18 protein-coding genes are annotated in these 18,905 nt (G+C 66.7%); 9 read left to right on the top strand and 9 right to left on the bottom strand.

Annotation, left to right across the window (positions count from 1 at the left end; all coding sequences use genetic code 11):
• Positions 1-403: 403 nt before the first annotated feature.
• From glyS to ACESMO_RS02350, 6 genes are all read right to left on the bottom strand, one after another.
• Positions 404-2,752 (bottom strand): glycine--tRNA ligase subunit beta, encoded by a 2,349-nt coding sequence (gene glyS, locus ACESMO_RS02375; RefSeq protein WP_372706581.1) that lies wholly within the window; start codon positions 2,750-2,752, stop codon positions 404-406.
• Positions 2,752-3,636, bottom strand: a complete 885-nt coding sequence (locus ACESMO_RS02370) for a glycine--tRNA ligase subunit alpha (RefSeq protein WP_372706580.1) — start codon at positions 3,634-3,636, stop codon at positions 2,752-2,754. Before ACESMO_RS02370 ends, glyS begins: the two co-directional genes overlap by 1 nt.
• 477 nt (positions 3,637-4,113) lie before the next feature.
• Positions 4,114-4,932, bottom strand: coding sequence for a fasciclin domain-containing protein (locus ACESMO_RS02365; protein WP_372706579.1), 819 nt, complete (start codon positions 4,930-4,932; stop codon positions 4,114-4,116).
• 220 nt (positions 4,933-5,152) lie between these two features.
• Entirely contained in the window at positions 5,153-6,019 is an 867-nt protein-coding gene (locus tag ACESMO_RS02360) for a 4-(cytidine 5'-diphospho)-2-C-methyl-D-erythritol kinase (protein WP_372706578.1), read from the bottom strand.
• A 3-nt stretch (positions 6,020-6,022) separates the two neighbouring features.
• A complete protein-coding gene (locus ACESMO_RS02355) occupies positions 6,023-7,906 on the bottom strand; it encodes a tetratricopeptide repeat protein (protein WP_372706577.1) in 1,884 nt (627 codons plus the stop codon).
• 55 nt (positions 7,907-7,961) lie between these two features.
• Positions 7,962-9,623: an electron transfer flavoprotein-ubiquinone oxidoreductase gene (locus ACESMO_RS02350; RefSeq protein ID WP_372706583.1), complete on the bottom strand. Its 1,662-nt coding sequence runs from the start codon at positions 9,621-9,623 to the stop codon at positions 7,962-7,964.
• A 196-nt stretch (positions 9,624-9,819) separates the two neighbouring features.
• Here ACESMO_RS02350 and ACESMO_RS02345 point away from each other — a divergent pair, with 196 nt between their 5' ends.
• Both ACESMO_RS02345 and ACESMO_RS02340 read left to right on the top strand, forming a co-directional pair.
• Positions 9,820-10,647: a uracil-DNA glycosylase family protein gene (locus ACESMO_RS02345; protein WP_372706576.1), complete on the top strand. Its 828-nt coding sequence runs from the start codon at positions 9,820-9,822 to the stop codon at positions 10,645-10,647.
• A 116-nt stretch (positions 10,648-10,763) separates the two neighbouring features.
• Positions 10,764-12,428 carry a transglycosylase SLT domain-containing protein gene (locus tag ACESMO_RS02340; RefSeq protein WP_372706575.1) on the top strand — a complete coding sequence of 555 codons (1,665 nt, stop codon included), beginning with the start codon at positions 10,764-10,766 and terminating at the stop codon, positions 12,426-12,428.
• 298 nt (positions 12,429-12,726) lie between these two features.
• Here the strand turns inward: ACESMO_RS02340 and ACESMO_RS02335 are convergent, their stop codons facing one another.
• A complete protein-coding gene (locus ACESMO_RS02335) occupies positions 12,727-13,365 on the bottom strand; it encodes a glutathione S-transferase (RefSeq protein WP_372706574.1) in 639 nt (212 codons plus the stop codon).
• A gap of 138 nt (positions 13,366-13,503) precedes the next feature.
• On the opposite strand from ACESMO_RS02335, the gene purB reads away from it, so the two are divergent.
• From purB to ACESMO_RS02320, 3 genes are all read left to right on the top strand, one after another.
• Positions 13,504-14,811, top strand: a complete 1,308-nt coding sequence (purB, locus tag ACESMO_RS02330) for an adenylosuccinate lyase (protein ID WP_372706573.1) — start codon at positions 13,504-13,506, stop codon at positions 14,809-14,811.
• A 213-nt stretch (positions 14,812-15,024) separates the two neighbouring features.
• Positions 15,025-15,600: a fasciclin domain-containing protein gene (locus ACESMO_RS02325; RefSeq protein WP_372706572.1), complete on the top strand. Its 576-nt coding sequence runs from the start codon at positions 15,025-15,027 to the stop codon at positions 15,598-15,600.
• Positions 15,601-15,782: 182 nt separating this feature from the next.
• The gene (locus tag ACESMO_RS02320) at positions 15,783-16,352 is read left to right on the top strand and encodes a fasciclin domain-containing protein (protein ID WP_372706571.1); all 570 of its coding nucleotides are present in this window, start codon (positions 15,783-15,785) and stop codon (positions 16,350-16,352) included.
• 39 nt (positions 16,353-16,391) lie between these two features.
• Here the strand turns inward: ACESMO_RS02320 and ACESMO_RS02315 are convergent, their stop codons facing one another.
• Positions 16,392-16,715 (bottom strand): DUF1476 domain-containing protein, encoded by a 324-nt coding sequence (locus ACESMO_RS02315; protein ID WP_372706570.1) that lies wholly within the window; start codon positions 16,713-16,715, stop codon positions 16,392-16,394.
• A 265-nt stretch (positions 16,716-16,980) separates the two neighbouring features.
• Here ACESMO_RS02315 and purC point away from each other — a divergent pair, with 265 nt between their 5' ends.
• From purC to ACESMO_RS02295, 4 genes are read left to right on the top strand one after another with little or no spacing between them, the layout of a single operon-like run.
• The gene (gene purC / locus ACESMO_RS02310) at positions 16,981-17,739 is read left to right on the top strand and encodes a phosphoribosylaminoimidazolesuccinocarboxamide synthase (protein WP_372706582.1); all 759 of its coding nucleotides are present in this window, start codon (positions 16,981-16,983) and stop codon (positions 17,737-17,739) included.
• Positions 17,739-17,990, top strand: coding sequence for a phosphoribosylformylglycinamidine synthase subunit PurS (purS, locus tag ACESMO_RS02305; RefSeq protein ID WP_372706569.1), 252 nt, complete (start codon positions 17,739-17,741; stop codon positions 17,988-17,990). The genes purC and purS overlap by 1 nt, the downstream gene beginning before the upstream one ends.
• The gene (locus ACESMO_RS02300) at positions 17,987-18,118 is read left to right on the top strand and encodes a hypothetical protein (RefSeq protein WP_372706568.1); all 132 of its coding nucleotides are present in this window, start codon (positions 17,987-17,989) and stop codon (positions 18,116-18,118) included. The genes purS and ACESMO_RS02300 overlap by 4 nt, the downstream gene beginning before the upstream one ends.
• Positions 18,119-18,174: 56 nt before the next feature.
• Positions 18,175-18,483: a YkvA family protein gene (locus ACESMO_RS02295; RefSeq protein ID WP_372706567.1), complete on the top strand. Its 309-nt coding sequence runs from the start codon at positions 18,175-18,177 to the stop codon at positions 18,481-18,483.
• Here ACESMO_RS02295 and ACESMO_RS02290 read toward each other — a convergent pair.
• Positions 18,426-18,737: a hypothetical protein gene (locus ACESMO_RS02290; RefSeq protein ID WP_372706566.1), complete on the bottom strand. Its 312-nt coding sequence runs from the start codon at positions 18,735-18,737 to the stop codon at positions 18,426-18,428. The two genes, ACESMO_RS02295 and ACESMO_RS02290, sit on opposite strands and share 58 nt — an antisense overlap.
• Between the last annotated feature and the right edge of the window lie 168 nt (positions 18,738-18,905).

Here is an 18,905-nt window from a genome sequence, read left to right as displayed (position 1 = left end):
CAGCGCGCGGCGAGCAGGCGGTCGGCATCCATCACCGACCACAAGGACCCCCGGAGTCTCCATCCCCCGGGCTTCTTCGCTCGACCACAGCCCGCCGACATCGAGGCGTTGGATCCGACGCCCTCCCCACCGACGGGATGACGGAGAGTCTGGCACGGGTCTCCGCCAAGGCGGGCTGGTGACGCTGAGGTTTTTGAAGGGCTAGGAAAATCAGGGAGTTGGCTGCGCGGAATGTGATGATGATCGGCGGATTGTCAGCAGAGCGACGCGGGTTTCCGGTCTCTGCCCTGTTCGCTCCGCGAACGGGGAGGAGACGTGAGGCGGCGAACCTGTTCCGCCCGAAATGACGAAAGCGGGTTGGGCTATCTGCGCGAATTTCCATTCACGATGGAAGCGGCTGCGCCTACCCCGCGATCATGCCGAAGTCCGCGACCCGGCCCATGACGGCGCGGACCTGGCCCAGCAGTTTCAGGCGGTTGTCGCGTTCCTTTTCCACGTCGGAATTGACCATCACCCCGGTGAAAAAGGCGTCCACCGGCGCGCGCAGCGCCGCCAGCGCGCGCATGGCGGCGGCGAAGTCCTCGGTGTCCAGCGCAACGTCCACCGCGGTTGCGGCGGCGGCGGCGGCGAAGGCCAGGGTGGTTTCCTCTTTGGGTTGGCCCGGCAGACCGGTGCGGACCATGCCCTGCGGCAGCGGCCCCTTCTTCTCCTCGGCCTTGAGGATGTTGGACGCCCGCTTGTACCCTGCCAGCAGATTGGCCCCGTCGTCGGTGGCGAGGAAGGTGCCGAGCGCCTCGACCCGACGGACGATGCGGACGAGGTCGTCGTCACCGAGAGCGAAGACGGCGTCGACGAGATCGTGGCGCTTGCCTTGATCCCGGAGGAGGACCTTCAGGCGGTCGGCGAAGAAGGCGAGGATCTGTTCGGGAGACGTATGCGCGGTCACAGCATACACCACGCCGTCGCTGCCATACATGGCGCTAACCCACGGCATCCCCGAAACTTCGGGACGCGCGTTGAGCTTCACCCAGTCAGAGGCGTCTTTGACAGCGTACCCGTGAAGGACTCTATCTTCCGCATAGAATTCGGCCAACCAGTCCTGAATCTGGGCTTGGAAATCGCCAAACCGAATCTCGTTCTCGAGGATCAAACGTATGATGCCCAACGCCGCCCGCCTCAGCGCGAACGGGTCCTTCGAGCCGGTCGGCTTTTCGTCGATGGCGAAGAAGCCGACCAGGGTGTCGAGCTTGTCGGCCAGGGCGACGGCCACCGTCAGCGGGGCGGTCGGGACGGTGTCGGCGGGGCCCTGCGGCTTGTAGTGGTCACGGACGGCGTCGGCGATGGCGTCCCGATAGCCCCCCTCCCCCGCTTCGCGGGTACTCCCCCCGGCGGGGGGAGACTGGGTGCGGGAATGTCCCCCCACCGGGGGGACCGAAGCCGGCGCAGCCGGGTTCGAGGGGGGCATGGCGCGCACATAGTAGCCGCCCATCACCCCCTGAAGTTCCGGGAACTCCCCGACCATGGCCGAGGCCAGATCGGCCTTGGCCAGACGCGCGGCGGTTTCGGCCTGATCCGGGTCGGCCCCGACCAAGGGGGCGATCTCGCGGGCCAGGGCGGCGATGCGGTCGACCCGGTCGGCCAGCGTCCCCAGTTTGGCGTGGAAGGTCACGCCTTCCAGCTTTTTCGACCAGACGTCGAAGCCGGTCTTCAGGTCCTCGTCCCAGAAGAAGCGGGCGTCATCCAGACGGGCGGACAGGACGCGGCTGTTGCCGGCCGACAGCGCCTTGCCGCCGTCGGTCGCCTCGATATTGGCGACCACGACGAAATGGGGTGCGAGGGTGTGGGGTGCGGCCCTGCCCCCCTCCCCCGCTTCGCGGGTACTCCCCCCGGAGGGGGGAGACTGGCGCACGGCGAAATATTTCTGGTGCACCTTCATCGACAGCCGGATGACCTCCGGCGGCAGGGTCAGGAACCGCGGGTCCATATCGCCCAGGATCGGCGTCGGCCATTCGGCCAGCCCCGCCACCTCGTCCAGCAGGCCGTCATCATCGACCAGCGCGAGGCCTTTGGCGGCGCAGACGGCGTTGGCCGCCTCCAGTATCCTCAGCTTGCGGTCGGCGACGTCCAGCAGGACGAATTCGCTCTCCAGCCTGCGTCGGTAGTCGTCGAAATCCCTGACCGCGAACGGTCGGCCAGAGCCGAGGAAACGGTGCCCCTCGGTGATCGCTTCCGCCGGGATGTCGTCGATCTCGAACCGGACCACCTTGCCGTCGAACAGGGCGAGAATCCGCTTCAGCGGCCGCACCCAGCGCAGGCTGCCTGAATCTTGCGAATTGGCACCCCAGCGCATCGACTTGGGCCACGGGAAGCCGCGGACGATCTGTTCGACCATGTCGGCGATCAGTTCGGGCGTCGGCTGGCCCGGCTCGTGGATGACGGCGTGGAAGAAGCCGTCGCGCTCGGTCAGGTCGGCGCGGGCGAGGCCGGTCTTGCGCAGGAAGCCTTCCAGCGCCTGTTCGGGCGCGGTGGCGCGGGGTCCGCGGACATCTTCCTCGCGGTTCGGCGTGGCCGTCGGCAGGCCCTCGACCACGAGCGTCAGCCGCCGCGGCCCGGCGAAGGTCGTCAGCGCCTCATACGTCAGCCCGGCCGCCTTGAGCTGCTCGGCCGCCATGCGCTCGAGGTCGCGCGCGGCCCCCTGCTGCATGCGGGCGGGGATTTCTTCGGAGAAGAGTTCGAGGAGAAGTTGGGGCATCAGGCGCGTCCCCTTTCCTGCTCGACCCACTCCGTCGCGCAGGCCTTGCAGAGGTCGCGGATGCGGCCGATGTAGCTCTGGCGTTCGGCCACCGCGATCGCCCCCCGGGCGTCCATCAGGTTGAACAGGTGCGACGCCTTCAGCACCTGGTCATAGGCCGGCAGGACCAGCGCCCGACCCTGCGGCCCCTTCATGGCGAGGAAGCGCGTCACCTCGGCCACCATGTCCTCGAACCGGCGCTTCAGCCCGTCGACGTCATAGCCGTGAAAATTGGCCTCGGACTGCTGGCGCTCGTTTTCGAGGAAGACCTCGCCATAGGTCAGGCCCTCTTTCGTGAACTTCAGATCATAGACGTTGTCGACACCCTGGACGTACATGGCCAGCCGCTCCAGCCCGTAGGTCAACTCGCCCGAGACAACGTCGACCTCGATGCCGCCGACGCCCTGGAAATAGGTGAACTGGGTCACCTCCATGCCGTCGCACCAGACCTCCCAGCCAAGACCCCAGGCCCCGACGGTGGGGTTTTCCCAGTCGTCCTCGACGAAGCGGATGTCGTGCAGTTTGGGATCGATCCCGATCGCCGCCAGCGAGCCCAGATACAGCGCCTGAAGGTCGTCCGGGTTCGGTTTCAGGATCACTTGATACTGGTAATAGTGCTGTAATCTATTGGGATTTTCGCCGTACCGGCCATCGCCGGGGCGGCGCGAGGGCTGGACATAGGCGGCCTTCCACGGGCGAGGACCCAGCGCGCGCAGAACGGTGGCCGGATGCAGGGTGCCCGCGCCGACCTCGATGTCATAGGGCTGCAGGATCGCGCAGCCCTGATCGCCCCAGTATTTATGGAGCGTCAGGATGAGGTCCTGGAAGGCGAGCGGTTCGGTCATTTGGGTGGTCGCAGTCGGCTGTTCGCAGTCGCAAAAATGAGAAGCGCGGACCCTAGACCACTTTTGCTTCAGGTCGAATCGACCTGAATCCAAAAAATGGTCCAGAATCATGCCGGAGCGAAATCTGAGCCTTGATGGACTATGTCCATCAAGGCTCAGATTTCGCTCTAGACCGGACCGCTCTCGCGGAAGAGGCCCTATGCCTCCGCTCATCCCCGCGAAAGCGGGGACCCAGGTCTTTGGGCGATGCAGCGGGGCTGAGGGCTCAGCCGCCTCGGCGGTGGGAGCGGACAGGGCGTGGGGCCGGGCGCGGTCCGCTTGCGGGACCTTGGCCAGGACGGCTTCGAACGCGACGATCTGGTGGGGCGTGAGCGTTTACCGGACACACCCGTTGGCCGACAGCTAAGGCCCGTCGCATGGAAAAGGCGGCGAACCGCAAGGTCCGCCGCCTTTCGTGATCGAAACCTCAGCCTGCGTTCAGGCTTGGGGTTCGCTCTTCGGCTCTTCGGCCTCGCCCGGCTTGACGTCGACCTGACCGTCGGTCGGATTCGGGACCGGCGGCGCGGCCGTGGTCGTCGTGGTGACGGCCTGCTCGCCCGAGGGGGCCGTGGTGGTGGCGGCGGCCGGAGGCGTCACGCCTTCCTCATCCCCCATTGAGGCACCGGACTGGGCCGGGTTCAGGATCTTGTCGATCGGGAAGACGGCGCCGTTGCCGGCGTCGATCTCGGCCGAAGCCATGGCCTCATCGACCTTGATGCCCTCGCCGGAACCGTCGATCTGGACCTTGACGCCACCGGCGGTCTCTACGGCACCAGCCGCGCCGGTGATCTGGGCGGTCGTCACGTCGGAGACGATCACATGATAAAGCAGCAGGTTACGCAGCTCCTGGGCATTGGCGGGGTCCATCAGACGCATGCGCTCGGCTTCCGGTACGGCGGCGAAGGCCGCGTCGGTCGGGGCGAACACGGTGATGGCCGGGCGCGAGGCCAGCGTTTCAGTCAGCTGCGCCTGGTCGAGCGCGGCCAGCAGGGTGGTGAACTCACCGCGTTCCTTGAGCACGTCGATTACGGAGTTGGCTACGGCCGGTGTGGCGACAGCGGCGTCGGCGGCAGCCTCGGCCTGAGCGGTGACGGGCGGGGTGGGGGTCTGGACGGGTGCCATGGGCGGCGTCTGCACCGGTGAGGTCATCGGGGCCTCGTCGACCGGAGCCGTCCGGGTGTCCTGGGCGAAGGCAGCGGGCGCGGCGGCCAACAGGGCGGTCGCGGCGGCGGCGGTCATCAGTCGAATGCGAAACATGAGCGTATCCCTTTTTCTGCAATGAGCGGCCACAGTATCTTTAACCCGCGGCCGGAGAACTGGAGGAAGTCGCAACAATAAAGTGGTTGCCGTCTTCCGAGTCCCATATTGGCAACTCAGCACGATATTACAGGGCTTAACTCAAGGTGATCTCGTGACCATTCGACTGTATTTGGCACAATAGTGACGATATGCGGCCACATTGCTGAAGCTTTGCCGCTCAGCTCAACGTCGTCGAGCGCACCCACCATTCCGGCCGCGCACCCTGGACCAGACGGGCCGCGCGGTTGGTGTCGTCGGCGGTGTCGAACAGGGCGAAGACGGTCGCGCCCGATCCCGACATGCGCGTCAACCGGGCGCCCGGCAGGCCGCTCAGCATGGCGAGCACCTCGCCGACGGCGGGCGCGCGCGCCACGGCGGGCAACTCGAGGTCGTTACGTTGGGCCGTCAGCCAGTCGATCACGGTTGAGGGGCTCCAGTCGCGCGGCTCCGCCGGCCGATCCGCCGTGGCGGCAGGCCCGGCGTCATAGGCGCGATAGACGTCGCCGGTCAGGGACGGCACCCGGGGATTGACCAGCAGGGCGGGCAGCGGCGGCAGGCGCGGCTCGGGCGTCAGCACGTCCCCGCGCCCCTCGGCCCAGGCGGCGCGGGCGAACAGACACAAGGGCCCGTCGGATCCCAGCCGTCCGGCCATCGCGGCCAGGGCGGCGTCGTCCAGATCGAGCCCCAGCAGATCGCGGACCAATTTCAACGCGGCGCCAGCGTCTGACGATCCGCCCCCCAGGCCGGCGGCTATGGGCAGCCGCTTGTCCAGATGGACGGATACGGGCGGATCGCCCACCCCCGCGACCTCGCCCAGCGCCCGCAAGGCGCGCAGGATCAGATTGTCGGCGCCGTCTTCGAGCGCGGCCGCAAACGGACCTTCGACGGTCAGTGACAGACGATCGGAGCGTTCAACGCGGACGCTGTCGCCAACGTCGGCGAAGGCGGCCAGACTGGCCAGCGGGTGAAAGCCGCCGTCGTCGACCGGTCCCACGTGCAGGAACAGATTGACCTTGGCGGGCGCGAGGGCCGTGCGCGGGGCCATGCCTCAGGGCTGGCTGCCGGCGACGAAGGCGACATCCGTCAGACCGCGCATCAGCTTCAGCTCCGCCTCGGTACGCCGTTCGGGATCGGGGTCAAGCGTCAGGACCCGGCTCCACTGCCACCCCGCCTCCCGCCGACGGCCGACCTGCCAGTAGGCGTCGCCCAGATGATCATTGATCTCGGCGTTGGCCGGCTCCTTGGCCACGGCCTGCTCAAGGGTCTCGACGGCTTCGGTGTAGAGCCCGCGGCGATACTGCGACCAGCCCAGCGAGTCCTGGATGTTGCCGTTGCGCGGATCGGCGGCGAAGGCCCGGGCGATCATCTCGGCCCCCTGTTCCACACGCCGACCACTGTCGACCCACAGATAGCCCAAGTGGTTCAGCAGGACGGGATTGCCGGGCGCTGCCTGCAAGGCGGTCCAAAGTTCGGCCTCCGCTTCGTCGAGGCGTCCCAGCGCTTCCAGGGCCGCGCCCTTCAGGAATCGGACTTCAATGGACTGATACGCGTTCAGCGACGGGCGGTTCAGCACGTTCAAGCCCTCGTCATACCGCTTCAGCGCCAGCAGCTGTCCGGCCAGGCGTAGAGAAACAGCCGGTTGATCCGGGAAGGCGACGTCAGCCCGGCGAAGCGCCTCCAGCGCCTGGTCGGGGCGGTCCGTATCGGCGAGCAAACTCGCAAGGCCCATTTGGGCCGAGGCATAGTGGATCGGGTTGTCGACGCCGACCTCTTGAAAAGCCGCCAAGGCCGCCTCCGACTGCGCCACCCGCGCCAGGCTTTGCCCCAATCGCAAGTCGCGAGCGTCATCATTGTCAAGCGCGCTGGCCAGATGAAGCATCATGATCGACAGTTCGCTGTAGAATCGAGATGCTCCATCCTCGCTTGAACGCTCAAACTGAATGGCGGCGTCCGACGCTTCCAGCGCCGCGAAATCCAGAGCATCGGCGACAATCTGCTGGAGGGTCGGAAGAAGAGGCGCACGCTCGCCCCTGATCAAACGCTCAAGCGCGACGACAGCGCTCGCATCGGCCCCGGGCCCATCAAGCGCGGCGCGATAGGCTTGTGCAGCGGCATCGCGACGACCACGCCGCTCCAGGAAGGCACCGTAGTCTACCCGGAACAGGCGCGCGCCGTCGGGTATGGCCATAAGCGCCTTGTACTCAACCTCGGCCTCATCATGACGGCGACGCGCTTCAAGGAGTTGCGCGCGCTGATGGCGCAACACCAGCCCGGCGGGATCGCCCGCCACAGCCTGTACCGGTGCCAGCGCCGCGTCCCAGTCGCCCGCCGCCGAGGCGGTGGCGGGGAGCAGATAGCGCCCGATCGCCCCGTACGGGTCAGAAAAGGGCTGGCCCCGCAAATCGGCCAAAGCCCGCTTTGCGTCGTTCAGCTTCAGCGACTGGACGATGCGGAAAAAGCGCGCGATGTCCGCCAACAGCGGCGTGTCCTGCGCCATGGGGGCCAGCCGGACCACCGCGTCGACGTCGCCCGAGAACAGGGCGGCGCGGAAGGTCTCGTCGGCGACGACCGGCTGTTCAGGCGTCAGGGCGTGGGTCCGGGTCAACAGGTCCGCAGCGAGCGCCCGTTCGCCGCGCATCGCCGCGAGCCTTCCGGACAGATACAGGCCATAGGCGGACTGGCCGCTGGCGTCGAACGGCACCGGCGACCAGACCTCGGGAATTGGGGGAGCGGTCGCTTCTGCGTCGCCGGCGAACGCCGGCTCACGGCCCTCGTCGGTGGGCACAATCAGCGGGGACAGGACTTCGATCGGCGGGATCACCTCGACAGGCGGCACGGGTACGGCGGGCAGCGTCAACTCCTGCGCGGCCCCGGGAAGGGCGAACGCGGCGACGCCGGCGATCAGGATCAGGCGGAGAGGGATCAGGCGCATGGCACGACCCTTCCCCGTTTATGCGGCCACGACAAGGCCACTCGCCCGTCGCTCGTCACATATTCGGATAGTTGGGTCCGCCGCCGCCCTCGGGCGTGGTCCAGACGATGTTCTGCGAGGGGTCCTTGATGTCGCAGGTTTTGCAGTGGACGCAGTTCTGGGCGTTGATCTGGAAGCGCGGATTGGCCCCCGACTCGTCATACAGCACCTCATACACGTTCGCCGGGCAATAGAGCCGCGCGGGTTCGCCATATTTGGGCAGGTTCACGAGGATCGGGATCGACGGATCCAGCAGCTTCAGATGCCCGGGCTGCTCTTCGGCGTGATTGGTGTTGGAGACGAAGACGCTGGAAAGTTTGTCGAACGACAACTTTCCGTCCGGCTTGGGATAGGCGATCGGCTTGTGCTTGTCGGCAGTCTCGGTCGAGGCCGCGTCGGTCTTGCCGTGCTTCATGGTGCCGAACAGGGAGAAGCCGCCGAACAGGGTCCCGAACCACATATCAAACAGGCCCAGGGCGCCGCCCAGCGTCGTGCCGAACTTCGAGAGCAAGGGCTTGGCGTTCCGCACACCGCGCAGTTCCTTGTAGACCCAACTCTTCTCAAAGGCCGTCTGGTATTCGACCAGCTCGTCGCCCGAGCGCCCGGCCATGACCGCGTCAAAGGCGGCGTCGGCGGCCAGCATCCCGGTCTTCATGGCGTTGTGGCTGCCCTTGATGCGCGGCACGTTCACGAAACCGGCCGAACAGCCGATGAGGACGCCGCCGGGGAACGACAGCTTCGGCACCGACTGGAAACCGCCCTCGGTGATCGCCCGCGCGCCGTAGGATATCCGGGTCCCGCCCTCGAGGTGCTCGCTGATCGCCGGGTGGTGCTTGAAGCGCTGGAACTCGTCGAACGGCGACAGGAACGGGTTCTTGTAGTTCAGGTGCACGACATAGCCGATGGCCACGTAGCGGTCGCCGAAATGGTAAATGAAGCTGCCGCCGCCGGTGAACTCGTCAAGCGGCCAGCCGGTGGTGTGCTGCGCCAGACCGGGTTGGTGCCTGTCGGCCGGAACCTGCCACAGCTCTTTCAGGCCGATGCCGTACTTCTGCGGCTGGGCGTCCTCACACAGGTTGTGGCGGGCCATGATGGTCTTGGCCAGTGAGCCCCGCACGCCCTCGGCGATGAAGACGTATTTGCCATGCAGTTCGATACCGGGCTGGAAGTCGCCGGTCGGCTTGCCGTCGCGATCGATGCCGAAGACGCCGGCGACGACGCCCTTCACCCTGCCGCCCCCCGACTCCGGGGTTTCATCCCAGACCACATGGCTGGCGGCCATGCCGGGATAGACCTCGACGCCGAGGGCCTCGGCCTGCTCGCCCAGCCAACGTGCTACGTTGCCGAGCGAGGCTATGTAGCAGCCGTGATTATGCATCATCGGCGGCAGGGCAAACATCGGCAGGCTGACCTTACCCACGGGACCCAGAACCACGAACCGGTCCTTCGTGACCGGCGTCTCCAGCGGCGCGCCGCGTTCCTTCCAGTCGGGGAACAGTTCGTTCAGCGCCTTGGGGTCGATCACCGCGCCCGACAGGATGTGCCCACCGAGCTCGGCCGACTTCTCCAGCACGGCGACGGTGATCTCTTTCCCGTCCTTTTCGGCTCTTTGTTTCAGGCGGATGGCGGCGGAAAGGCCTGCGGGGCCGCCGCCGACGATGACGACATCATACGCCATGACCTCGCGCTCGACGCCCGTCAGGGCTTCGGCGAGGGGCAGCTTGTCGATCACCGCCTCCTGCCAGGCGTTGGCGGCGCCGCCCTCGATCACTTGTTCGGCCATGGGATTTTCCTCGCGCACTGTGGGGTCTCATCGGTGAAGCCTTATCAGAAGGTGACGCCGGAGCGGTCAAGGACTATCCCTGTGCGTTCTAATGACGCCACCCCTCGACACCGCCGCGACCGAAAGCCTGCTCGCCTTCTGGCGCGACGCGGGGGTCGACGCCTGCTTCGGCGACGCCCCTGTCGACCGCACCCATGTCGAGCCTCCACCGGCGCTCAAGGCCGTCGCGCGGGCCACGGCCTCGGTCGCGGTCACGCCAGACGCAGACGACGCCCTGGCCGACGCCCGACGGGTTTCCGCCGAAGCCGACACCCTGGAGGCTCTGGCTGCGGCCGTGTCCGGATTCCGGGGCTGTCCCCTGATCGGCATGGGCGCTCGCCAGGCGGTCTTCTCGCGCGGAAACCCCGAGGCACCCGTGATGATCATCGGCGAGGGCCCCGGCGCGGAAGAAGACGAGCTCGGCCAGCCCTTCGTCGGCAAGGCCGGGCGGTTACTGGACCGGATGCTGGTCGAAGCGGGGCTGGAGGGCCGGGTCTTCATCACCAACACCGTCTTCTGGCGCCCGCCGGGCAACCGCACGCCAACGGCGGCGGAACAGGCCGTCTGCGCCCCCTTCATCGAACGCGCCTTCGCCCTGCTGCGGCCGAAGGTCGTGCTGCTGCTCGGCGCGGCGGCGATCAAGTCAGTGCTGTCGACCGACGAAGGCATCATGCGACTGCGCGGACAATGGAAGGAATGGCGGCTGGCCGAGGGGGCGGTGTCAGCTCCCGCGATGCCCACGCTGCACCCGGCCTTCCTGCTGCGCCAGCCCATGGCCAAGCGGGAGGCCTGGGCCGACATGCTGTCGCTGTCGGTCCGGCTGGAAGAGATCGAGGGGGCGTTAACACACGGGACGCAAAACTGCCCCAAAAAGGGGTGAAAACTTGACATGGGTCAGGGGCGGTGGCGCTCTTGAGCCGTGACGACCGAACGAACAGCGCGAAACAAGATCGAGTCGGGTCGATCCTGTCGCCGCTCTCATGGGGGCCGCCTTCAGTGCCAGTATCTATTCGCCGCGCGATTCTCGCGCCGACGCTGGCATTCGCACTGTGCGCGTTCGCGGGCGGCGCCCATGCCGACGAGAACGACCGCCGGACGCCCAGCGCCCTGAGCGCCGCCGATCGTCTGAGCTATACCACGGCGTTCGACGCGCTTCGCCGCGGCGATCTGGACGCCGCCCGCGAGTCTGCCCGTCAGGCCAGCGACCGCGTCCTGCTGGGCCAGGTCGAGTTCGAGCGCTTGTTCCACGCCGATCACGCCGCCACCTATGAAGAGTTGGCGGCCTGGCTGGAGGAATACGCCGATCTGCCTCCCGCACCCCGCGCCTACAATCTGGCCCTGAACCGCCGGCCCGACGGCGCGCCCGAACCCAGACGCCCTTCCAGCGTCAGTGGACGCAGCTGGTCCAGCGTCGTCTCCGCCGGCGGCGGCGCGGCCGAGAACGACCCCACCAAGGCGGCGCGGATCGCGCTTAACGCCGACGACCTGACCGGCGCGGCGACGCTGGGCGAACAGATCGGCGACTGGTGGGTGGTCGGCCTGGCCCGGTATCGACTGGGCGAATTTGGTCGCGCGACCACAGCCTTCGAGCGCGTCCTGGACGATCCGACCGAGGACGGCTGGGTCCGTTCCGGTGCCGCCTTCTGGGCCGCGCGCTCGGCCGGGCGCTCCAGCCAGCAGGATCGGGTGCAGCCCCTGTTGCGTCGCGCCGCCGTCTGGCCAGCGACCTTCTACGGGCAGATCGCCTTGCGCCAACTGGGCGAGGACCCAACCATCGAGAACATGGGTCCGACCGCCTATCAACCGGTCGGGATGCGCGTCTCCTACACACCCTACGAGCCGATCGGCGTCGAGATGGCCGAACTGGAAGAATTCATCCGCGACAATCCGCAGGCCCGACGCTCCCTGGCCTATTCCGAAGTGGGACGCCGATCCGACGCCCTCGCCGAACTGCGCACCGGTTTCCGCTCGGCCGTGACCGAGCGCGGTCGCCAGATGTGGGCCGCCCTGGGTCGCGCCATGGGACCTCGCGTGACGGGCTCCAGCGACGACGTCCGTCGCATCGACGCCCACCGCTATCCCCAACCGGTCATTGAGCCGGAGGGCGGTTTCACCACCGAGCGCTCGCTGGTCTATGCCATCGCCCGCAAGGAAACCGACTTCAACGCCAACGCCCGTTCGCCCGTCGGTGCCTATGGCCTGATGCAGGTGATGCCGACGACAGCGGCCGAACTGTCAGGTGACCGGGGCTTCGTGAGCGAGCCAAGCCGGCTGTTACAGCCCGCCGTCAACGCCCGCCTGGGCCAGGCCTACGTCAACAAGGTGCTGGCCCTGCCGGCCATCAACGGCGACCTGCTGCGCGCGGCGGCCTCCTACAACGCCGGGCCGGGACCGATGGTCATGGCGGTGCGCAAGCTGGGCCAGGACGCTGATCCCCTGCTGCTGATCGAGACCATCGACGTGCCCCAGGCCCGCGAATACGTGGAGAAGGTCGTGGCGGCCTACTGGATCTACCAGCGCATGAACGGGCGTCCGCTGCACACGCTCGACGCGGTGGCGTCGGGCGCGAGGCTCATTCCGCTGGCTCTGGACTATGTTCCGCCTCCACCTCTGCCGACGACGCCGGTCGAGGTGGCTGCGGTGCTGCCCGCCGAGGGCTAGAGCGAAATCGGTCTTGATGGACGCAGTCCATCAAGGCTCAGATTTCGCTCCAGCATGATTCTGGACCATTTTTTGGATTCAGGTCGATTCGACCTGAAGCAAAAGTGGTCTAGAGGCCAGCCAGCAGCAGGGCCGGCATGCAGCAGGCGATGATGATCACCAAGCCATAGACCATCAGGCTTGGCCGGCGCGCGGCGGGGCTTTCAACGGGCATGGGCATGACGAACCTCGAACGCTTCTGCGTCTGGCGAGGCTTCAGAATACCGATGTTTGATTAAACGGATGTTGGGCTGCGCGGTTAACGCAACGCGTCCGCCGACCACTCCAGAAAGTCCGGCTGGGCGAGCAGGACGTCGCGATAGGCGGCGGCCGTCCCGTCGTCGCCGTGCGCGGCCAGATCGATCTGATAATGCCGGAAACGCGTGGCCACGGGCGTGAAGAAGGCGTCGGCGATCGACCAGTCGCCGAACAGATACTGTCCGCCCGCGCCGAAGCGCGCGCGCATGTCCGTCCACAGGGCGACGATACGCCGGATGTCGCGTTCGACCGCTTCGCCCGTGGGGGGCGGCGAGCGGTCCGGACCGACCATGGTGTGATCCGGCCCCATGCCGCAGTCGGTTCTGAGGGCCATGAAGCCGCCGTGCATCTCGCAGGCTGCCGACCGCGCCAGCCAGCGCGCGTGGGCGTCGGCGGGCCACAGCCGCGCCTCGGGCCAGCGCTCGGCGCACCAGACCGAGATGGCCATGGAGTCCCAGATGGTCTCGCCGTCGACCTGGAGCAGGGGCACAAGGCCGGACGGCGACACCTGCAGCAGCTGCTCGCGATCGGCATGGATGTCGATCTCGCGCACGGTGAAGTCGGCCCCGCAGCGTTTGAGCACCAGCCACGGCCGCAGCGACCATGTCGAATACAGGCGCGGTCCGATGATCAGTTCCATGGGTCTCTCCGATTTGGCCAAAGCAAGGCAGGATAGAACGCGCGCCTGCCGTCGGCCATGGCTGCCGGGCCGGGTTCGCGGCCGCGGGCCGCAAGGGGCGCTTGACTCAAGGCCGCCCTCGTCTGACACCCCGCGTCCATGATCAACCGCTATTCCCGCCCCGCCGCCGTCGCCATCTGGTCGCAGGAGACCAAGTATTCGATCTGGTTCGAGATCGAGGCGCACGCGGCCACCAAGATGGCGGAGCTGGGCGTGATCCCGGCCGAGGCCGCCGAGGCCATCTGGGCCAAAGGCAAGGATGTCACGTGGGACGCCGACCGCATCGACGAGATCGAGCGCACCACCAAACATTACGTCATCGCCTTCTTGACGCACGTCTCCGAGACGGTCGGCGAGGAAGCCCGCTTCCTGCATCAGGGCATGACGTCGTCGGACGTGCTGGACACCTGTTTCTCGGTCCAGCTGGCCCGGTCGGCGGACCTGCTGGTCGAGGGCGTCGACCGGGTGCTGGCGGCGCTGGAGACGCGGGCCAGGGAGCATAAGTTGACCGCCTGCGTCGGGCGCAGCCACGGCATCCACGCCGAGCCCGTCACCTTCGGCCTCAAACTGGCCGGCTATCACGCCGAGTTCCAGCGGGCGAGGCGGCGGCTGCTGACCGCCCGGGAAGAGATCGCCACCTGCGCCATCTCCGGCGCGGTCGGCACCTTCGCCAATGTCGATCCGGCGGTCGAGGCCTATGTCGCAGAGAAGATGGGCCTCGCCGTCGAGCCGGTCTCGACCCAGGTCATCCCGCGCGACCGGCACGCGGCCTTCTTCGCCACCCTCGGCGTCGTCGCCTCGTCGGTCGAGCGGCTGGCGGTCGAAATCCGCCACCTGCAACGCACCGAGGTGCTGGAGGCGGAGGAGCCGTTCGATCCGGGCCAGAAGGGCTCATCGGCCATGCCGCACAAGCGCAATCCGATCCTGACCGAGAACCTGACCGGCCTGGCCCGTCTGGTGCGCTCTGCCGTGGTCCCGGCGATGGAGAATGTCGCCCTCTGGCATGAGCGGGACATCAGCCATTCCTCGGTCGAGCGCGGCATCGGGCCGGACGCGACCATCCATCTGGACTTCGCCCTGCACCGTCTGGCCGGGGTGGTCGAGCGACTGCAGGTCTATCCGGCCAATATGGAGAAGAACCTGAACCTGCTCGGCGGACTGGTGCATTCGCAGCGGGTCATGCTGGCCCTGACCCAGGCGGGCGTGTCGCGCGAAGACGCCTATGCGACAGTGCAGGAGAATTCGATGAAGGTCTGGCGCGGTGACGGCCGGTTCCTGGACTTCCTCAAGGCCGACCCCCGCGTAACGCTGCCGGCCGCACAGCTCGAGGCGCTGTTCGACCTCGGCTACCACACCAAACACGTGGACACGGTGTTCGCTCGGGTGTTCGGGGCGGCGCGACACTGAAGCGCGCCTTCGACCCGGTCGTCGACGCCAACACGCTGCCTCTGGCAGAGAAGGCGGCAATCCGGGCGGTTCTTGGGACTTTGACTGGAAGGCGCTGACGGGGGGTGCGGTCACGTGTCGCGCCCCAAACCGGAACGAACCTGCATCCTTTCCAGCCTCCGGCAGTAATTCAACACAGACCGCCGTCACGGCGGTTGCTCAGGAGAGAAACACATGAAAATCAATAGAACCGCCACGCTCGCTGGCGTATCGATCGCCGCCATGCTGGCTTTGGCCGCCTGCAGCCCCGCTGAAGAAGCCGCCCCCGCAGCGGAAGCCGTCGCCACAACCGCCCCGGCCGACGCCGGCACCATCGTCACCGTCGCCCAGGGCAATGCCGATTTCAGCACCCTGGTGACCGCTGTCGTGGCCGCCGACCTCGCTGAAACCCTCGGCGGGACGGGACCTTTCACCGTCTTCGCCCCGACTAACGCTGCCTTCGCCAAGGTGCCGGCCGCGACGATGGAAACCCTGCTGGCCCCGGCCGGCAAGGCCGACCTCACCAAGATCCTGACCTATCACGTGGTCGCGGGTCGGGTGGACGCGGCGACGCTGACGCAGCAGATCCAGGCCGGTGGCGGCACCGCTGCCCTGACCACCGTCCAGGGCGGCGTCCTGACCGCACGGGTCGATGCCGACGGCTCGGTCACCCTGACCGACGAGAAGGGCGGCGTCGCGCGCGTCGTCCAGGCCGATGTCGCCGCCTCGAACGGCATTATCCACGCCATCGATACGGTGGTCATGCCCTGATTCGCTGATCGCGAAACTCGACGACAAGGGAAGGCCGCGGTTGGCAACAGCCGCGGCTTTTTTGTTCTAAAGTCCTGCTTTATAACTTTATTTTAATGTCACGCCGGTCATCCGGCGTCGCCGCAGGGTCGTAGATTGAGTACCGCTCAACGGGAGCGGGCCCAGCTTCAGGAACCCTGCCCATGACGATCTCCCGCACCCTTCTGGCTTCTGCTGTCGCGGCAACTCTCGCCCTGACCACCGGCCTGGCCAACCCGGCCGCAGCCCACGACCGCGCTCCGGGCCGGGCCGACCATCACCGCGCCAGCCAGACCATTGTCGGCGTAGCCGCCGGCAATGCCGATTTCTCGACCCTGGTCACCGCCGTGCAGACGGCCGGACTGGTGGAGACGTTGAACGGTACCGGGCCGTTCATGGTCTTCGCGCCGACCAATGAGGCCTTTGCCGACCTGCCCTCTGGAGCCGTCGAGCGGCTACTGCGTCCGTCGCAGAGGGGCCAGCTGACACGGATACTGGCCTATCATGTGGTGCCCGGTCGGATCACGGCAGCAGACCTGACGACGGCGATCCGCGTGGGCGGTGGCTCGGCCACCCTGACGACCTTCGAGGGCGGTGAACTAACGGTCACGTCACGTCGTGGCGGATTGACCCTGACCGACTCCGCCGGCAACCGGATCGGCATCAGTGCCGCCGATATCCGGGCTGCAAACGGCATCGTCCATGTTCTGGACGGCGTGCTGACGCCGCACTGACCGTCAGCCCCGGGGTCGCGGCATTGCGGCCCCGACGGCCTATGCGCCGTTGCGAACCTGTTCGCGGGCGACGGAGGACAGTTCGTCCATCTTGCGGCGGATCTCGCCTTCCGAAACCGTCAGGCCCGCGCCTTCCAGGTCCTGGGCGATCTTTCGGTACACGTCTTCCTCGCCCGGCTGCTCAAAGTCGGCCTTGATGATGGCGCGGCCATATTCCTCGGCGCGATCTGCGTTCAGACCCATCTTTTCCGCCGCCCACAGCCCCAACAGTCGGTTGCGCCGGGCGATCGCCTTGAATTCCTGCGCCTCATCGAGCGCGTATTTGGACTCGAAGCCTTTTTCGCGATCATTGAAGCTCGTCATGGGGGTAATCAAGGCTCCGCCTGCGGCCCGAAAAGCGGAGCCATCGTCGGGTGGTCTATATCCACCCCTTGCCGGAACGCAACGGAAACCGCCATGGTTCACCATCCGTCATCGCCGCAGGCGACGTTTGTGTCGTGGGCGGGGTTCCGCTAGTGTGCAGCGCGTCAAATTCTCCCGCCCGCCCGATTCCTGATCGCGCCGCCCAGACCTCAGCGCTGGCCGCGCGATTTTCGTTTCTGGCGAGGCCCCGCCCGGACTCCAGATGATGAACGTCAAGCGCAAGAAGATCTACGAAGGCAAGGCCAAGATTCTTTACGAGGGACCTGAGCCCGGCACGCTCATCCAGTATTTCAAGGACGACGCCACCGCCTTCAACGGCGAGAAGAAGGCCCAGCTGGAAGGCAAGGGCGTCATCAACAACCGCATCAGCGAGTTCGTCATGGCGCGCCTGAACGGCATCGGCGTGACCAACCATTTCATCAAACGGCTGAACCTGCGCGAGCAGCTGATCCGCGAGGTCGAGATCATCCCGCTGGAGGTCGTCTGCCGCAACATCGTCGCCGGCTCGATGAGCCAGCGCCTTGGCATTGAGGAAGGCACCCCCCTGCCCCGCTCGATCATCGAATTCTACCTCAAGAAGGACGAGCTCAACGACCCGATGGTCACCGAAGAGCACATCACCGCCTTCAACTGGGCCTCGACCCAGGAGCTGGACGACATCCTGGCAACCACCGTGCGGGTCAACGACTATCTTTCGGGCATGTTCGGCGCGGTCGGCATCACCCTGGTGGACTTCAAGATCGAGTTCGGCCGCATCTGGGAGAACGACTTTTCGCGTGTCATCCTGGCCGATGAGATCAGCCCAGATTCCTGCCGCCTGTGGGACACCGCCACGGGCGAGAAGCTGGACAAGGACCGCTTCCGTCGCGATCTGGGCAATGTGATCGAGAGCTATACCGAAGTGGCCAAACGCCTCGGTATCATGAAGGACATGCCGACCGTGATTCAGGGGGGGCTGCACTGATGGCAGCAGCGGCTCCAACCCGGGTCAAGGTTCATGTCTTCCTCAAGCCCGGCGTGCTGGACGTTCAGGGCAAGGCCGTCGAGAACGCCCTGCACGGCCTCGGCTGGGCTGGTGTGGCCAACGCCCGGGTCGGCAAGCTGATCGAGTTCGACCTGGACGGCGCCGACGATCCGGCCACGGAGGCGAAGAAGATGTGCGAGCGGCTGCTGGCCAACACCGTGATCGAAAGCTACCGCATAGAGGCGGCGTGAAGCGCCTGATCCAGTTCTCGGTCGTTGCCTTCGTCGTGGTCTGCGTCCTGATCTTCGCGGCGGCGCTTGCGGGCGGGCTGACCGACACGTCGGCGTTCACGCAGGCGGCAAAGGACGCGGCGCACTGATCGCTCGCATCGTCGACGCGCTGAAAGCCTGGGCACGGGCGCTGAAGCGCGATGTCGTGGCGCTCTGGATCGCCGCCCGCGACCCGCGGACACCGCTCGCGGCCAAGATCATCGCTGGGGCCGTGGCGGCGTATGCGCTGTCGCCGATCGACCTGATCCCGGACTTCATTCCCGTGCTCGGCTATCTGGACGATCTGCTGATCGTGCCCCTCGGCATCTGGATTGCGGTCAGACTGATCCCGGCGACGCTGCTGGCGAACACGGTGATCGTAAGTTACCGGGTCGCAAAGTGGGGTGATGTCGCTCGTCACGGCCGGATGACGATTTCACCGGTCGCGCAATCCAGTCGGGCCTCTGCCCCATAGGGCAGGGTTGTGATCGGGTCAGTGTGGCCAAAATCGAGGTTGCCGATGACCGGCAGCGTCGCCAGATCGTATTCGTCCAGCGCCTGTAGTATTGCCTGCTCCTGGGCCGCCTGCCCGTCGGCGTCCATGCTGGCGGGTCGAGCCAGCAGCAAGGCTGAGAGTCTCTGCAGAACGCCCTGCGCACCATAGTTGCGGATCCAGCGCTTTACTTGGGTCGGCTGCGGCGCTTCCTCGGAGCTTTCGAGGAACAGCACAGCGCCGTCCCAAATGTCCGGCCCGGGCCACTAGGCTCAGGACCCATTAAAGGGATTCACACGGTCGTGGCGATCTGATTCACTGGTGGCAGGAGGAGCCTGTCATGAGTGATCTGTTTTGGCTGACGAACAAGCAGATGCGTCGGATCAAGCCATATTTCCCGCTGT

This window comes from Brevundimonas sp., from assembly GCF_041688735.1.
Taxonomy (GTDB): domain Bacteria; phylum Pseudomonadota; class Alphaproteobacteria; order Caulobacterales; family Caulobacteraceae; genus Brevundimonas.
Note: the sequence above shows the minus strand (reverse complement) of the source record. Positions and strands in the feature narration are given on the sequence as shown.

What these genes read in the sequence shown, in the direction of transcription:
- purB (WP_372706573.1), top strand. Translation starts at nt 13,504, where the DNA reads ATGATCAACCGCTATTCCCGCCCCGCCGCCGTCGCCATCTGGTCGCAG.
- ACESMO_RS02360 (WP_372706578.1), bottom strand. Translation starts at nt 6,019, where the DNA reads ATGGCCCCGCGCACGGCCCTCGCGCCCGCCAAGGTCAATCTGTTCCTG.
- glyS (WP_372706581.1), bottom strand. Translation starts at nt 2,752, where the DNA reads ATGCCCCAACTTCTCCTCGAACTCTTCTCCGAAGAAATCCCCGCCCGC.
- ACESMO_RS02355 (WP_372706577.1), bottom strand. Translation starts at nt 7,906, where the DNA reads ATGCGCCTGATCCCTCTCCGCCTGATCCTGATCGCCGGCGTCGCCGCG.
- purS (WP_372706569.1), top strand. Translation starts at nt 17,739, where the DNA reads ATGGCAGCAGCGGCTCCAACCCGGGTCAAGGTTCATGTCTTCCTCAAG.
- ACESMO_RS02335 (WP_372706574.1), bottom strand. Translation starts at nt 13,365, where the DNA reads ATGGAACTGATCATCGGACCGCGCCTGTATTCGACATGGTCGCTGCGG.
- purC (WP_372706582.1), top strand. Translation starts at nt 16,981, where the DNA reads ATGAACGTCAAGCGCAAGAAGATCTACGAAGGCAAGGCCAAGATTCTT.
- ACESMO_RS02325 (WP_372706572.1), top strand. Translation starts at nt 15,025, where the DNA reads ATGAAAATCAATAGAACCGCCACGCTCGCTGGCGTATCGATCGCCGCC.
- ACESMO_RS02315 (WP_372706570.1), bottom strand. Translation starts at nt 16,715, where the DNA reads ATGACGAGCTTCAATGATCGCGAAAAAGGCTTCGAGTCCAAATACGCG.
- ACESMO_RS02320 (WP_372706571.1), top strand. Translation starts at nt 15,783, where the DNA reads ATGACGATCTCCCGCACCCTTCTGGCTTCTGCTGTCGCGGCAACTCTC.
- ACESMO_RS02365 (WP_372706579.1), bottom strand. Translation starts at nt 4,932, where the DNA reads ATGTTTCGCATTCGACTGATGACCGCCGCCGCCGCGACCGCCCTGTTG.
- ACESMO_RS02370 (WP_372706580.1), bottom strand. Translation starts at nt 3,636, where the DNA reads ATGACCGAACCGCTCGCCTTCCAGGACCTCATCCTGACGCTCCATAAA.
- ACESMO_RS02350 (WP_372706583.1), bottom strand. Translation starts at nt 9,623, where the DNA reads ATGGCGTATGATGTCGTCATCGTCGGCGGCGGCCCCGCAGGCCTTTCC.
- ACESMO_RS02345 (WP_372706576.1), top strand. Translation starts at nt 9,820, where the DNA reads ATGACGCCACCCCTCGACACCGCCGCGACCGAAAGCCTGCTCGCCTTC.